This is a genomic window from Bradyrhizobium sp. B097 (genome assembly GCF_038957035.1).
Lineage (GTDB): Bacteria > Pseudomonadota > Alphaproteobacteria > Rhizobiales > Xanthobacteraceae > Bradyrhizobium.
On record NZ_CP152412.1, the window covers coordinates 3,491,917 to 3,505,678 of the forward strand.

General features: G+C 65.5%; 14 protein-coding genes. 8 read left to right on the top strand and 6 right to left on the bottom strand.

Annotated features, from left to right (window positions below; genetic code table 11):
* Nucleotides 1-19 precede the first annotated feature (19 nt).
* The gene (locus AAFG07_RS16200; protein WP_342728142.1) at nt 20-844 is read right to left on the bottom strand and encodes an isocitrate lyase/phosphoenolpyruvate mutase family protein; all 825 of its coding nucleotides are present in this window, start codon (nt 842-844) and stop codon (nt 20-22) included.
* A 112-nt stretch (nt 845-956) separates the two neighbouring features.
* On the opposite strand from AAFG07_RS16200, the gene AAFG07_RS16205 reads away from it, so the two are divergent.
* Nucleotides 957-1,901, top strand: coding sequence for a LysR family transcriptional regulator (locus tag AAFG07_RS16205; RefSeq protein ID WP_342728143.1), 945 nt, complete (start codon nt 957-959; stop codon nt 1,899-1,901).
* Nucleotides 1,902-1,934: 33 nt separating this feature from the next.
* Here AAFG07_RS16205 and AAFG07_RS16210 read toward each other — a convergent pair whose 3' ends face one another.
* Nucleotides 1,935-2,258, bottom strand: a complete 324-nt coding sequence (locus AAFG07_RS16210) for a DUF1476 domain-containing protein (protein WP_207831000.1) — start codon at nt 2,256-2,258, stop codon at nt 1,935-1,937.
* Between the two features lie 349 nt (nt 2,259-2,607).
* Between AAFG07_RS16210 and purC the strand changes: the two genes are divergently transcribed.
* From purC to AAFG07_RS16235, 5 genes are all read left to right on the top strand, one after another.
* The gene (gene purC / locus AAFG07_RS16215) at nt 2,608-3,375 is read left to right on the top strand and encodes a phosphoribosylaminoimidazolesuccinocarboxamide synthase (RefSeq protein ID WP_016843454.1); all 768 of its coding nucleotides are present in this window, start codon (nt 2,608-2,610) and stop codon (nt 3,373-3,375) included.
* A gap of 15 nt (nt 3,376-3,390) precedes the next feature.
* Entirely contained in the window at nt 3,391-3,633 is a 243-nt protein-coding gene (gene purS, locus AAFG07_RS16220; protein ID WP_029083848.1) for a phosphoribosylformylglycinamidine synthase subunit PurS, read from the top strand.
* A 282-nt stretch (nt 3,634-3,915) separates the two neighbouring features.
* The gene (locus tag AAFG07_RS16225) at nt 3,916-4,227 is read left to right on the top strand and encodes a hypothetical protein (RefSeq protein WP_342728144.1); all 312 of its coding nucleotides are present in this window, start codon (nt 3,916-3,918) and stop codon (nt 4,225-4,227) included.
* A gap of 4 nt (nt 4,228-4,231) precedes the next feature.
* Nucleotides 4,232-4,933, top strand: coding sequence for a phosphoribosylformylglycinamidine synthase subunit PurQ (purQ, locus tag AAFG07_RS16230; protein WP_092115316.1), 702 nt, complete (start codon nt 4,232-4,234; stop codon nt 4,931-4,933).
* Nucleotides 4,934-4,938: 5 nt separating this feature from the next.
* Nucleotides 4,939-5,919 carry a tripartite tricarboxylate transporter substrate-binding protein gene (locus AAFG07_RS16235; protein ID WP_342728145.1) on the top strand — a complete coding sequence of 327 codons (981 nt, stop codon included), beginning with the start codon at nt 4,939-4,941 and terminating at the stop codon, nt 5,917-5,919.
* 8 nt (nt 5,920-5,927) lie between these two features.
* Here the strand turns inward: AAFG07_RS16235 and AAFG07_RS16240 are convergent, their stop codons facing one another.
* Together AAFG07_RS16240 and AAFG07_RS16245 are read right to left on the bottom strand one after the other, a co-directional pair.
* Nucleotides 5,928-6,908, bottom strand: a complete 981-nt coding sequence (locus AAFG07_RS16240; RefSeq protein ID WP_342728146.1) for a DMT family transporter — start codon at nt 6,906-6,908, stop codon at nt 5,928-5,930.
* 95 nt (nt 6,909-7,003) lie between these two features.
* Complete coding sequence (locus tag AAFG07_RS16245) at nt 7,004-7,378, bottom strand: helix-turn-helix domain-containing protein (RefSeq protein ID WP_342728147.1); 375 nt, start codon at nt 7,376-7,378, stop codon at nt 7,004-7,006.
* A 107-nt stretch (nt 7,379-7,485) separates the two neighbouring features.
* On the opposite strand from AAFG07_RS16245, the gene AAFG07_RS16250 reads away from it, so the two are divergent.
* Nucleotides 7,486-8,199 carry a glutathione S-transferase family protein gene (locus AAFG07_RS16250; RefSeq protein ID WP_342728148.1) on the top strand — a complete coding sequence of 238 codons (714 nt, stop codon included), beginning with the start codon at nt 7,486-7,488 and terminating at the stop codon, nt 8,197-8,199.
* A gap of 74 nt (nt 8,200-8,273) precedes the next feature.
* Here AAFG07_RS16250 and AAFG07_RS16255 read toward each other — a convergent pair whose 3' ends face one another.
* Complete coding sequence (locus tag AAFG07_RS16255) at nt 8,274-10,502, bottom strand: alkaline phosphatase family protein (protein WP_342728150.1); 2,229 nt, start codon at nt 10,500-10,502, stop codon at nt 8,274-8,276.
* Between the two features lie 346 nt (nt 10,503-10,848).
* Nucleotides 10,849-11,340 (bottom strand): PaaI family thioesterase, encoded by a 492-nt coding sequence (locus AAFG07_RS16260; protein ID WP_342728151.1) that lies wholly within the window; start codon nt 11,338-11,340, stop codon nt 10,849-10,851.
* 186 nt (nt 11,341-11,526) lie between these two features.
* On the opposite strand from AAFG07_RS16260, the gene purL reads away from it, so the two are divergent.
* Complete coding sequence (purL, locus tag AAFG07_RS16265) at nt 11,527-13,758, top strand: phosphoribosylformylglycinamidine synthase subunit PurL (protein ID WP_342728152.1); 2,232 nt, start codon at nt 11,527-11,529, stop codon at nt 13,756-13,758.
* Nucleotides 13,759-13,762 lie beyond the last annotated feature (4 nt).

Consider the following 13,762-nt stretch of genomic DNA (forward strand, 5'->3'; position numbering starts at 1 on the left):
ATGACCGGCGGCGGTTAGGTCATGCCTGACCAGCTGCAAACATATCCCTTATCTCCTTCACCGGCGCCATGTCGCGCACGAAACTGAACGTTCCCTGATCCTTCATCTCGCGGGCAGCGCGCAGGAACGCGGCCAGCGCGTGCCGCTCCATCGCACCACCGACGCTGATGCGCTTGACGCCGGCGGCGGAGAGTTGCCCGACCGTCAAGGTCGGATCCGCAAAGCCCATCACGAGATTGAACGGTCGCTTCACGGCCGAAACCACGGTCTTGATGGTGCCGATGTCATACAGACCAGGCGAATACAGCACGTCGGCGCCGGCGGCCTCGAACGCCTGCAGCCGCTTGGTCGTGTCGTCGAGATCCTTGCGGCCGTGCAGGAAGTTCTCCGCGCGGGCGGTCAGCGTGAATGGGAACGGCAGCGCCCGCGCGGCCTCGACGGCGGCCTGCACCCGCTCCACCGCGAGCGAGAAGTCGTAGATCGGGCGCTGCGGATTGCCGGTCGAATCCTCGATCGAGCCGCCGACGACGCCGACTTCGGCGGCGCGGGTGATCGCCTTTGCCGCGGTCTTCGGATCATCCGCGCCGCAATTCTCCAGATCGGCGTTGACGGGGAGGTCGGTGGCCTCGGCGATCACCCGGCAGTTCTCGATGATGGCATCGAGGCTGACGGTCGCGCTGCCGAGCGTGTTGGCGAGTCCGAGGCTCGTGGTCGCGAGCGCCTCGAAACCCATCGCCGCGAGCAGCTTCGCCGTGCCGGCATCCCAGGGATTCGGGATGATGAAGGCGCCGGCGCGCTGATGCAGCTCGAGAAACCGTGCTGCCTTGTCTGCCTGGGTGCGCATGTGAACTCCTGATGATTGGAAAAAGCGACTGGCCCAGCGATAGGGCGGTTTCGGTCATCAGACAAATTTGTTATTTTGTTCGATATCATCAGTTTTTTGCATGAGGTGAGGGATGGACAGCGACGCGCTCAACACGTTCCTGGTGGTGCATCGCCGCGGCGGAATCTCGAATGCCGCCAAGGCGCTGCATCGCTCGCAGCCGGCGATCTCGCGGCGCATCGCGCTGCTCGAGCAGGAGCTCGGCGTGCCGTTGTTCGAGCGGATCGCGGGCAAGACCAGATTGAGCGATGCGGGTCGGGTGATGGTGCCCTATGCCGAACGCGCGGTGGCGGCGGCGCAGGATGCCGAGAATGCGGTGCGCGCGCTGCTGCGCGACAATTCCGGTCCCGTGGCGCTGGCGGTGACCGGCACGCTTGCGGGCGAGCGGCTGTCGAAGGTGCTGAAGCGCTTTGCCCGCCGGCATCCGGATGTCGCGCTGACGCTGCGCACCGCGACCAGTGCCGAGGTCAGCGATCTGATCCGGCGCGGCGAGGCGACGATCGGGCTGCGCTACGACCGCGACCGCTCGGGCGACCTCGATTGCGAGGTGCTGTTCGCCGAGCCGCTCGGGGTGGTCTGCGCGCCGGACCATCTGCTGGCGGGACGCCGGGTCGGCAAGCTCGCCGATCTCAGGGACGAGCGCTGGATCGCCTTTCCCGAGGTGCCCGGACGGCGCGAGATCACCGCTTCGCACGTGTTCGCCCTGTTCCTGACGCACGGGCTCGGCGAGGTCGGCTGGACACCGGTCGACAGCCTCACGGCGCAGAAGCGGCTGGTCGAGGCCGGGCTCGGGATCGCGCTGCTGTCACGAAGCAACGCGGCAGAGGAGCTGCGTGCTGGGTCGATCGCGACGATCCGCGTCGGCAATCTCACCGCAAGTCATGAGGTCGTCGCGGTGACGCGGCATGGCGGCTTCCTCAGCGCCGCGTCGCGCCGCCTGCTCGACATCATCCGGGCCGACTTCACCAAAGCGAGGGGCACAAACACGTCGCGCCGGAACGGTGTCCGGCGCGCGTAAAAAGTCGAATTGGAGCTCAGGCGGCGCGAGAACTTAGGTTCCTGCCTTTACCTGGGCCGCAGCCACGGCCAGCAGTTCGTCCATTTTGGCGCGGACGTCGCGCTCGGTGACGGCCTGGCCCTTGGCGGTGAGGTCCTTCAGAACCTTGTGCAGGACGTCATTGTCGCCGGCTTCCTCGAAGTCGGCGGCCACCACTTCCTTGGCATAGGCGTTGGCGGCATCGCCCGTGATCCCGAGCTTCTCGGCGGCCCACAGCCCGAGCAGCTTGTTCCGGCGGGCTTCGGCCTTGAACTTCTGCTCCTCGTCGAGGGCGAACTTCTTCTCGAAACCTTCCTCGCGCTTGTTGAATTCGTTCATGGCCGAAGTTCCAATTCCCTGCTGAATGGCGGGCCGCAGCTCATTGCGACGGCCCCGATGCCTGCCTAGATAAGTTGGAGGAATCGGCAAGACAACGAGCCGTTAAGCCGCAGGTAAAACAGCCGGAATCGGCCCTTTGTGATAGGTTGGTATAAGTGCCCTGAAGAGGGCACTATCGATTGTGCTGGATGGGCCAATCGGATAGGTTGCCAACAGGCATGGTTCTTGTTCTGTTTCCAGTTGGATTGCCCAGGTTCCAGGCCTCCGCGGCAGCTCCGTCGTGGGTCGTAACCCCAAGTCATCCGGAGCACCCAAATCCATGGATTTCAACAAAACACGGTACATCCCAATGAGCCGTCGACGCCGTATTTATGAAGGCAAGGCCAAGGTGCTTTACGAAGGCCCCGAGCCGGGAACCCTGATCCAGCACTTCAAGGACGACGCGACCGCGTTCAACGCCAAGAAACACCAGGTGATCGAGGGCAAGGGCGTCCTCAACAACCGGATTTCGGAGTACCTGTTTCAGCACCTCAACGACATCGGGGTGCCGACCCACTTCATCCGCCGCCTCAACATGCGCGAGCAGCTGATTCGCGAGGTCGAGATCGTGCCGCTCGAGGTGGTGGTGCGGAACGTCGCCGCCGGCTCGCTGTCGCAGCGGCTCGGGATCGAGGAGGGCACCCAGCTGCCGCGCTCGATCATCGAGTTCTATTACAAGAACGACCAGCTCAACGACCCCATGGTGTCGGAAGAGCACATCACCGCCTTCGGCTGGGCCACGCCGCAGGAGATCGACGACATCATGGCGCTCGCCATCCGCGTCAACGACTTCCTGACCGGTCTCTTCCTCGGCATCGGCATCCGCCTCGTCGACTTCAAGATGGAGTGCGGGCGGCTGTTCGAGAACGAAATGATGCGGATCATCGTCGCCGACGAGATCTCGCCGGACTCCTGCCGGCTGTGGGACATCAAGTCGAACGAGAAGCTCGACAAGGACCGTTTCCGCCGGGATTTGGGTGGCCTGCTCGAGGCCTACACCGAGGTCGCGAAGCGGCTCGGCATTCTGATCGAAAACGAGCGGCCGGCCGGCAGCGGCCCGGTGCTGGTGAAGAGCTAAGCTTAAGGGGCGACCGTGAAGGCACGTGTAACTGTGACATTGAAGTCGGGCATCCTCGATCCGCAGGGCAAGGCGATCGAGGGCGCGCTGAAATCGCTCGGCGTCGACGGCGTCGCCAGCGTTCGCCAGGGCAAGGTGTTCGACATCGAACTTGCTGCGACCGACAAGGCCAAGGCGGAGGCGGCGCTGAAGGCCGCCGCCGACAAGCTGCTGGCCAATACCGTGATCGAGAACTACCGGGTCGAGGTTCTGAGCTAGCGAGCGCGCCAAATGATAACAGCCGCTCCCGCCGCTGCTCGCCGTGACCGAATCTTCGTCGGAGCGCTCCTGGTTGGCTTGCTGACCGCAGCTGGAATCGGCGGGGCCTCGGCTCAACCGGCACCGGCAGCGCCTGCCGCGACGACGCAGCCGCCGCCGTTCACGGTCAGCGGATGGAGCTACGAGCGCCGCGGCTCCGATGTGCATATGTTCCGCTGCGCGCAATCGTCCTGCGGTGCGGGCTCCAAGGTCAGCTACCGATATTATACCGGCGGAAAGCAGATGACGCTCGACCAGTTCCGCGAGGGGCAGGAGCAGATCATCAAGGCGCTGGAGCAGCGGGCGCCGGGGCAGCGCATTACGCTGCTCGGCGTTGATGGCGACAAGGGCACCGCGGGGCCGCGCATGTTCAAGGCACGGCGCCTGACCGTGACAGCCAACGGCGCAAGCGAGTATCAGGTCAGCGGCTTGTTGCTTGCCGGACAGGGCTCCGCCAGCCTGATCAGCTCGGCGCGGGACGAAAAGGCCAGCAACGACAATTACGCAAAGTTCGCCGCCGCAGTTAAGCTCGTGCTGGCACCCAAAACCAGGTGATGCAATGAAATCAGCCGTCCTCGTCTTCCCCGGCATCAACCGCGAGCGCGACATGGCGCGCGCGCTCAAGCTTGCATCCGGCAACGAGACCGCGATGGTCTGGCACGCCGAGACGGCGCTGCCCAAAGGCACCGACCTCGTGGTGGTGCCCGGCGGCTTCTCCTATGGCGACTATCTGCGCTGCGGCGCGATCGCGGCCCGCGCGCCCGTGATGGACGCGGTGCGTGACTTCGCAGCCTCGGGCGGGCTGGTGCTCGGCGTCTGCAACGGTTTTCAGATCCTCTGCGAGTCCGGGCTATTGCCGGGCGTGCTGATGCGCAATGCCGGGCTGAAATTCGTCTGCCGCGACGTGCATATGCGAATCGAACGCTCCGACACGCCGTTCACCCGCGGCTATAATGCCGGCCAGGTGATCCGCGTGCCGGTCGCGCATGGCGAAGGCAATTACGAGGCGGACGAGGAGACGCTGAAGCGGCTCGAGGGCGATGGGCGGGTGCTGTACCGCTACTGCTCGGCCGAAGGCGTGGTCGACGAGACCTCCAACTTCAACGGCGCGGCGCATTCGATCGCCGGCATCGTCAACGAGCGCGGCAACGTGCTCGGCATGATGCCGCATCCGGAAAACCACGTCGAAGAGATCATGGGCTGCACCGACGGCCGCGGCCTGTTCGCAGGGCTGGTCCAGCAGTTCGACAAGGCGGCGTAGTCATCATGCTGCGAAGGTGCCTTGCCGTGGCGACAGCCGCGGTCCTGCTGCTTGCAACGGCGGCCCACGCCCAAGATACCTCGAAGCTGGACTTCCCGAAGCGTCCGATCACGATGATTGTGCCGTTCGCGGCCGGCGGCACCTCGGATGTGATCGCCCGCGCGGTGGCCGACCAGATGAGCGCCGCGCTCGGCCAGACCATCATCATCGAGAATGTCGGCGGCGCCGGCGGCTCGACCGCGCTGACTCGCGCCGCACGTGCCGAGCCGGACGGCTACACGATCGCGATCGGCAACGCCGGCACCAATGCCGCGACCTACACGATCTATCCAAAGCTTTCGTTCACGCCCGACTCCTTCGCGCCGATCGCCGTGGTCGCCAAGACCTTCGGCATCGTCGCGCTGCGCAAGGATTTTCCGGCCAAGGACCTCAAGGAATTCATCGACTACGCGAAGAAGAATCCGGGCAAGGTCAATCTCGGCCATGCCGGCGTCGGCTCGTCGAATTATTTGATCTGCAAGAGCTTCGTGCATGCCGCCGGGATCGACGTGCAGCTGGTCGGCTATCGCGGCGCGGCGCTCGCGCTGACGGACGCGATCGGCAGCCAGATCGACGGCGTCTGCGATGCTGCTGCCTCGGTGTCGCAGGCGATCGACGACAAACTGGTGAAGGCGGTCGTGGTCGGCTCGACCGTGCGGCTCGCCTCGCTGCCGGACCTGCCGACCTCGGCAGAGGCTGGCCTAGCCGAGTTCGAGGCGCAGGGCTGGAATGGCCTGTTCGCGCCGAAGGGCACCCCGGGCGAGATCATTGCCAAGCTCAACGCCGCCGCGCGCACCGCGGTTGCGAGCGAGGCGGTGAAGAAGCGCTTCGTCGAGCTGTCGACCGCTGCGCCCGATGCCGACGAGCTCGCACCCGAAGTGCTGCAGCAGCTCGTGACCCGCGACGTCGCGAAATACCGCGCGTTGCTGGCGGACGACAAGAAGTAGCCGGAAGACTATCGTCGCAACCGGCCTAGCCAGCGCTTCACGGCTTCGCCCGGGATTGTCATCGCAGCGACGCCGGCCATGACCAGCAGGAGGCCGAGCGCGAGGTTCGACGGCACGGATTCCCCGAGCAGGATCACCGACAACGCGACGCCGATCGGAATCCGCAAGTAACCTTGCGCATTTGTCGTGAGCGTGCCGAGCCGCGTCAGGCACATGTAGAACAGCATCAGGCCGAACGCGCTGGAGAAGATGCCCATCACGACGGTGGCGACCAGCGCCTGCGGCGTCGGGTGTAGCGTCCAGGGGTGGTCGACGATCAGGGCGACCGGCAGCAGCACGGTGCCGCCGAACAACAGCGAGCCGGCGGCCACCACCATGGGGTCATAGTCGGAGAGGCGAAGCCCGAAGATCGTGGCGCAGGCGAACGAGACGGTGGCGAGCAGGATCGCGATCTCGGCGACAATCTCCTTGCCGAAGCCGGAGAGCGCGTCGAGGCCGATGATCGCGACCGTGCCGGCGAGGCCGAGGACCGCGCCGACGAACTTGAGCGGCGAGGCCGGCTCGTGCCGCGTGATCGCCCACGTGATCAGGAAGGAGAAGATCGGCGTCGTCGAGGCCAGCACCACCGTGCTGGATGCCGGCACATAGAGCTGGGCCCAGGTGATCACCAGGAACGGGATCGTCGAGTTGATGGTCTGCTGGAAGGCGAACAGCTTCCAGGCCTTGATGTCGGTCGGGATGCGGATGCCGCGGAGCCGCAGCACCACGAGCAGGAAGGCTGCGGCGACCAAAGAGCGTGCCGAGATGAAGGTGACCGGCGGGATCGAGCCGAGCCCGATCTTGGTCAGCGGATAGGTCGAGCTCCAACAGCAGGCCAGCGCCAGCAGCAGCGCATAGTCGCGCCAGCTGCGCGCACCGGGCGCGGTGGTCGAAGTCGGCGTGATCGCGGGAGCCGTCACGCCACCCGTCCTGGCTGTGCTCTTCGGCACCTTGATTTGGCTCCCCCGCGCATTGCCGCGCATCAAAACTGATACTTCGGGAGCTTATCCGATGCCAGCGCTAGTTTGACGGCGCTTCGTGCCGTTCAATCCCGCGAGACGGTATTCGGAATGACCGGCTCGGCATCCGCGGAGCCGGACTGTGCTCCGGCATCCGACGTCGTTTCCCACCATTCACCTAGCGCGTCGATCAGCGGCACCAGCCGATGGCCGGGCGGCGTGAGCTGGTATTCGACGCGCAGCGGATAGCCTTCGAATTCGGTGCGCTCGACGATGCCGGCGTCCTCGAGCTTGCGAAGCTCCAGGGTCAGCATCTTGTGCGAGATGGTCGGGTTGTCGCGGCGCAGGTCGCTGAAGCGTTTGGTGCCCTGCTTCAGATAATAGATCAGGAGCGTCGGCCAGCGGCCGCTCAGGATCTGCATCACTTCCTCGATCGGGCAGCGGGAGACGAGAGATTTCATGGCGGCTCGTGGTTACAAAAAGGTGCGTAATTTACTTCACGGTTGTGGCGAATAGGGTCCGGCTCCGCTGCGCAGCGTGATCGTCTGACATCACCGGAGACCACATCATGGAACCTATCCTCATCTATGGCTTCCCGTTGGGAAGCTCCATGGGGCTCGTTGCAGCTCTCGAATGGCTGCGCAAGCCCTATCGCCTTTGCCGCGTCGACATGCTCGGCGAGATGCGCGATCCCTCCTATGCGCGGATCAATCCGCGGCATGAGACGCCGGCCTTCGTCACGGATCACGGCAAGGTGCTTACCGAGAACATGGCGATCGCAAGCTGGCTCGCGGCACGCGATACCGAGCGTCGCATCAGCTTCGACCCGTTGTCGCCGCAGGCCGACCAGATGTGTCAGCTGATGGCCTTCGTGAACACCGGCTTCACCGCGGCGTTCAGTCCGCTGTGGGCGGCGCTGGAGATGCAAACGCCGAACCCGGCGATGCAGTCCGCGCTGCGGCAGTGGGGGAAGGGCAATGTCGTGCAGCGCCACGACAGGCTCGAGGAACTGATCGGCGATGCGCCGTTCCTGCTCGGCGACCATCCGACATTGGCGGATGGGCTGTTGATCGGTGTCGCGCGCTGGCTCGATTTCCACGCCGTCGCCGACCGCAATCGCTGGCCGAAACTGGCCGCACTTCGCGCGCGACTGGAGGCCGATCCGGCTGTGATCTACGCGACGGCGCTGGAGAGCGGCGAGAGCAGCCCGGGATCCGGCGCCTGCGCCGGTCACGTTTCGCTCGCCGAGGTGATCGAGCGGTTCGGCACGCCGCGCGTGTGAGGATTCCGGGCTGTGATTGGCGAGGCGGTGGACGCCGGTCTGACGTCCACCGCAAATAAATTTGCGCGAGTATCCTAGCGCAGGACCTCGCTCAGCACCTCGCCGTCGACCTGGTGCGGTGTGGTGCCGAGGAGCCGCATGATGGTCGGCGCCACGTCGATATTGCGCATGTGCCGTACCACGGTGTCCTTTCGGATCTGCGGCCCCGCGGCGATGAAGGTCGCGCTCATCACCGGAAGCTCGGGATCGTGACCGTGGGCGCCGTAGAAGTTCGGCATCGACAGCGCGGTGGTTGCCGAGTTGAACGGCGCATCGCCCTGGCGTGCGACGCCGGGGTTCTGGATGCCGTCGAAATTATACCCGGGCGCCATCAGCGCGAACACGTCGCCATAGTCCTGGCCGACGGTCTTGCTGGTGCACCGTCCGGTACCGGCGTCGCATTGCAGCGGCCGGGTCTCGACGACGGTGAAGATGCGCTGCTCCTTGAGCGAGTAGTTGAAGCGCGCATTGGGGTCGACCGCGTTCCTCACCGCATCGGTGATTTGCGCCACCAGGCTACGGTAGGTCGCCAGATCGACGGTGCCGCCGAGTTCGCGGTTCTGCAGGTTGACGTAGATGTCGGCGGCCGGGCCGGAGGTGCGGATCCCGACCTTGCTGGTGTCGATGCCGGCGTTGCGCAGGATGTTGGTGAGATTGACCGAGGTGTGGAACGGCGCGAAGCCGTGGTCCGACACCACGACGACGTTGCTGTCACGGCCCGCCGCGTCGGCAATCTGCTTCACGGCCTTGTCCGCCGTCTGGTAGGCGAAGCGGATGTAGGAGGCGTAGCGCTTGACCTTGGCGGGATCCTGGTTGGCGCCGATCGAATTCGGGTCGGTCGGGTTGCTGCCCTGGCGCGGGTCGGTCAGCAGGAACTGGTGCTCGGAGCCGTCGGGTTGCTCGATATAGACCATGACGAGGTCGGCGTCCGGATGGGTCTTGATCGCGCGCTCGCCGATATTGGCCTGGTAGCGCACGAAGGTCTTCACCATGTCCTCGTACATCGTCTCGATCTCGACGTCGGGGAAATTGGTGAAGCCCGGGCTCAGGCGCTCCGGAATGCGGAAGTCGGCCTGCGGACGCCAGAACCCGATATTGTTGTTGATGTCGTCGACATCGGCGAGCACGGGCGTGTTGCGCGGGATGAAGTTGGCGCCGTAGCGGGCGAAGCGCACCACCGAGAGGTCCGGCGAGAGCGCCGAGACGAAGTAGGCGGCGCCGACCTTCGCGCCGCTGCCTTCGAAGAAGAACGGTGCGTTCTCGCCACCGAACTTGACGTAGGCCGGCCCGGTCGACGGTGCGTGGAACGGTCCTGCGGTGATGCCGCTGTTCGCATCGAAGAACACCAACGTGTCGTAGTTCACCTTGCGGTCATTGGTGGTGTCGATGGCGGCGACGCGCATCGAATATTTGACGTCGAGCGTCGCGGCATTGGTGCAGGTCGCGGTCGCCGCCGCGGAACATGAGAACGTCTCGATCGGCGCCGAGGTCACCAGCACCGGGCTGAACGAGAAATGGCCGGCAGCCTGCAGCGCCGCCACGATGCCCGGATCGGTCGTGAAGTCGCTGCGCGACAGCGTGAAGCCCTGGGCACCGATGCCGCCGAACGCGCCGAACGGCACCGTGAAGTCGGTCACGCGGGTGGGCTGGGCCGGCTGCACCACGGTCTTGTTGATCGAGATGTCGGCGCCGTCGCCGCCGGGCCACGTCGCGGTGATGACCTTCTTGCCCTGCTGGCGCAGTTGCACCCAAAGGGGCTGTGCCGTCGGGTGCGCCGACGGCCCGAGCGGGCTTTCGTTGTAGCCCCCGATCGGCGCCGCGAAGCCGCTGATGCTGCTGGAGATCGGGCCGACGATCGGCTCGAACGTGTTGGAAGGGATGTCGTTATGGACCGCCGTCGAACCGGTCGCGATCGCAATGTGCGAGACCGCGGTGAGCGACGGTGACGCCGTCACGTTCTGCAGCGCCACCGCGCCGCGCCGGCTGAGCCGGGCGAGGCCGCCGTCGCGCGGCAGCACGCCTTCCTCGATGAATTTCTGGATGAAATCGGGCTTGGCACCATCGAGCGAGATCATCACCACGCGTGGCTTGCGGCCATGATGCTCGCCGTCATGGTCCTGATCCTGATCGTGACCGCGAGACTCGCCGACACCGCGATCGCCATTGTCGCCGTCCTGGCCGGCGCGCGCCGGAGTTGCAACGCACGCCAGCGATGCGACAAGCGACATCACCGACGTGACGGAAACAAACGTCTTCAATTTCATGAGAATGCCCCAACCTCGCTGCGCGAATGCACAAACAGAAACCGTTCAGCAATCTTCAGGGGCTTGGCTGACGAGCATGTGACGCGCGCGCGACGCCGCAACGACAGCATGTCGTCGCGTCACAACTGGCATTTGAATGCTTCACGCGACAAACGCGCGTGAACACAACGCGCTAGCGCGGTGCTGTCGATTCAACCCGCGGCGATGTAACGGCTGGATGACGGCGTGCGTCCACAGACGCGAAGCGTTTTCGAGCGAAGTGGGTAGCGGTTCACGTGAAGAAAACCGCGTCAAAGAAAAATCCGGAGCCCGTTCCGATTCAATCTGAACGGGCTCCTAGCGCGCTTTACGCTGTCGTCGCCGCCGGCGCCTTGCGCTTCGTCCGCTTGATGGTGCCGGAGAAGCTGAACAGCGGCCGCTCGGCCGATGTCAGCATGCCGCGCACGAAGATCAGCGATCCGCCGGCGCGGGTGACCTCGCCGGTGCATTCGATCAAGGCACCCTCGCGGGCCGCATCGAGGAATTCCGAGGCGAACGAGACCGTGACCCCGGGGCCCTGGAGCACCGGGGAGGCGAGCGCGAACAGGCAATAATCCGCGAAGGTCATGAGGCAACCGCCATGGACGTTGCCGGAGCCGTTGAGGTGCTTCGGGCCGACCCGGAACGCGCAGGCGATGCGGCCGTTCTCGTCCATGCGGTGGTAGAATGGGCCGGTATGGGTCTCGAAACTGTCCCGGGTCCAGGTTCGCCAGCCGACGAATTCGCCTTCGGTCTCGATGTGCAGGTCGGGGCGGCGGTTGAATGCCGTGGTGAGTGCGGTCTTGGCGAGCTCGTTCACGAAATCTGGCCTTCAATTATCGGGTTCGGGACCTTAAATCCGATCCATCCCCATTGTGCAAATCCCAGGTGCAATTCCGGGTTGCAAATCCCGGGCCGCGCCAAACCGCCGCAAAGCTCTGGACAGGCCGGAAATGGGCCGTAAAAGGCCTTTTCGCCCCCGTTCGATCTACCTATTAAGGGTCCCATGACCGCGCCCAAGAACGACCCCAAGAACGAGCCTCAAATCACCCCCGAACTCGTCGCCGCCCACGGGCTGAAGCCGGACGAGTACGAGCGCATCCTGAAGCTGATCGGGCGGGTTCCGACCTTCACCGAGCTCGGCATCTTCTCGGCGATGTGGAACGAGCATTGCTCGTACAAGTCGTCGCGCATCCATCTGCGCGGGCTGCCCACCAAGGCCCCCTGGGTGATCCAGGGCCCCGGCGAGAATGCCGGCGTGATCGATATCGGCGACGGCCAGGCCGTGGTCTTCAAGATGGAGAGCCACAACCACCCGAGCTACATCGAGCCCTACCAGGGCGCGACCACCGGCGTCGGCGGCATCCTGCGCGACGTCTTCACCATGGGCGCCCGCCCGATCGCCTGCCTGAATGCGCTGAGCTTCGGCGCCCCCGAGCACCCCAAGACCCGGCATCTGGTGTCCGGCGTGGTCGCGGGCGTCGGCGGCTACGGCAATTCGTTCGGCGTGCCGACGGTCGGCGGCCAGGTGCGCTTCCACACCCGCTATGACGGCAACATCCTGGTCAACGCGATGGCGGTCGGCCTCGCCGACGCCGACAAGATCTTCTACGCGGCGGCCTCCGGCGTGAACATGCCGATCGTCTATCTCGGCTCCAAGACCGGCCGCGACGGCATCCACGGCGCCTCGATGGCCTCGGCCGAATTCGACGACGCATCCGAGGAGAAGCGCCCGACCGTGCAGGTCGGTGATCCCTTCGCCGAGAAACTGCTGCTGGAAGCCTGCCTCGAGATCATGGAAGCCGACTGCGTGATCGCGATCCAGGACATGGGCGCGGCCGGCCTGACCTGCTCGGCGGTCGAGATGGGCGCCAAGGGCGATCTCGGTGTCGACCTCGATCTCGACGCGGTGCCGACCCGCGAGACCGGCATGAGCGCCTATGAGATGATGCTCTCGGAGAGCCAGGAGCGCATGCTCATGGTGCTCAAGCCCGAGAAGGAGAAAGAGGCCGAGGCGATCTTCCGCAAATGGGGGCTCGATTTTGCCATCGTGGGCTACACCACGCCGAGCAAGCGCTTCGTCGTGAAGCATGGCGGCGACGTGATGGCCGACCTGCCGATCAAGGAGCTCGGCGACGAGGCGCCGGTCTATGACCGCCCGCATGTCGCCTCCAATGCGCTGCCGGTGATCCGCGGCCAGGACGTCAAGCCGCCGCTCGGGATCGCAGAGGCGCTGACCAAGCTGATCGGCACGCCCGAACTGTGCTCGAAGCGCTGGGTCTGGGAGCAGTACGACCACGTCATCCTGGGCAATACCATGCAGCGTCCCGGCGGCGATGCCGCGGTGGTCCGCGTCGAGGACGGGCCGAAGGGGCTCGCGCTCACCGTCGACGTCACGCCGCGCTATTGCGAGGCCGATCCGTTCGAGGGCGGCAAGCAGGCGGTGGCCGAAGCCTGGCGCAACATCACCGCGGTCGGCGGCCGGCCGCTCGCGATCACCGACAATCTCAATTTCGGCAACCCCGAGCGGCCCGAGATCATGGGCCAGTTCGTCGGCTGCCTGAAGGGCATCTCGGAAGCCTGCCGCGCGCTCGACTTCCCGGTCGTGTCCGGCAACGTCTCGCTCTACAACGAGACCAACGGCCGCGGCATCCTGCCGACGCCCTCGATCGGCGGCGTCGGCGTGCTCGACGACTTCACCAAGTCCGCGACCCTGGCCTTCAAGGCGGCCGGCGAGGCGATCCTGCTGGTTGGCGACACCCAAGGCTGGCTCGGCCAGTCGGTTTACCTGCGCGATGTCTGCGGCCGCGAGGAGGGCGCTCCGCCGCCGGTCGATCTCGCCACCGAGAAGCGCAACGGCGACGTGGTGCGCGGCATGATCCGCGCCGGCACCGCGACCGCGGTGCATGACGTGTCCGACGGCGGGCTCCTGATCGCGCTCGCCGAGATGGCGATCGCAAGCGGCATCGGCGCGCAGCTCTTGGCGGCGCCGTCCTCGATCGTGCCGCATGCCTATTGGTTCGGTGAAGATCAGGCCCGTTACATCGTCACCGTGCCCGCGGCCGACGCAGGCCTCGTGCTGGCCAAGATGAAGGGCGCCGGCGTGCCGTGCGCACGCATCGGCACCACCGGCGGCGAGGCGATTGCGGTTGCCGGCGAGCCGCCTGTGACGATCGAAAGCCTGTCCCGCGCCTTCGAGCACTGGCTGCCGAACTACATGCACAGCACTGCTGCCTGATCCG

Excerpts from the sequence above, each read along its gene's own strand:
- AAFG07_RS16245 (WP_342728147.1), bottom strand. The coding sequence starts at position 7,378 with ATGAAATCTCTCGTCTCCCGCTGCCCGATCGAGGAAGTGATGCAGATC.
- purL (WP_342728152.1), top strand. The coding sequence starts at position 11,527 with ATGACCGCGCCCAAGAACGACCCCAAGAACGAGCCTCAAATCACCCCC.
- purQ (WP_092115316.1), top strand. The coding sequence starts at position 4,232 with ATGAAATCAGCCGTCCTCGTCTTCCCCGGCATCAACCGCGAGCGCGAC.
- AAFG07_RS16205 (WP_342728143.1), top strand. The coding sequence starts at position 957 with ATGGACAGCGACGCGCTCAACACGTTCCTGGTGGTGCATCGCCGCGGC.
- AAFG07_RS16235 (WP_342728145.1), top strand. The coding sequence starts at position 4,939 with ATGCTGCGAAGGTGCCTTGCCGTGGCGACAGCCGCGGTCCTGCTGCTT.
- AAFG07_RS16200 (WP_342728142.1), bottom strand. The coding sequence starts at position 844 with ATGCGCACCCAGGCAGACAAGGCAGCACGGTTTCTCGAGCTGCATCAG.
- purC (WP_016843454.1), top strand. The coding sequence starts at position 2,608 with ATGAGCCGTCGACGCCGTATTTATGAAGGCAAGGCCAAGGTGCTTTAC.
- AAFG07_RS16225 (WP_342728144.1), top strand. The coding sequence starts at position 3,916 with ATGACGCTCGACCAGTTCCGCGAGGGGCAGGAGCAGATCATCAAGGCG.
- AAFG07_RS16250 (WP_342728148.1), top strand. The coding sequence starts at position 7,486 with ATGGAACCTATCCTCATCTATGGCTTCCCGTTGGGAAGCTCCATGGGG.
- AAFG07_RS16210 (WP_207831000.1), bottom strand. The coding sequence starts at position 2,258 with ATGAACGAATTCAACAAGCGCGAGGAAGGTTTCGAGAAGAAGTTCGCC.
- AAFG07_RS16255 (WP_342728150.1), bottom strand. The coding sequence starts at position 10,502 with ATGAAATTGAAGACGTTTGTTTCCGTCACGTCGGTGATGTCGCTTGTC.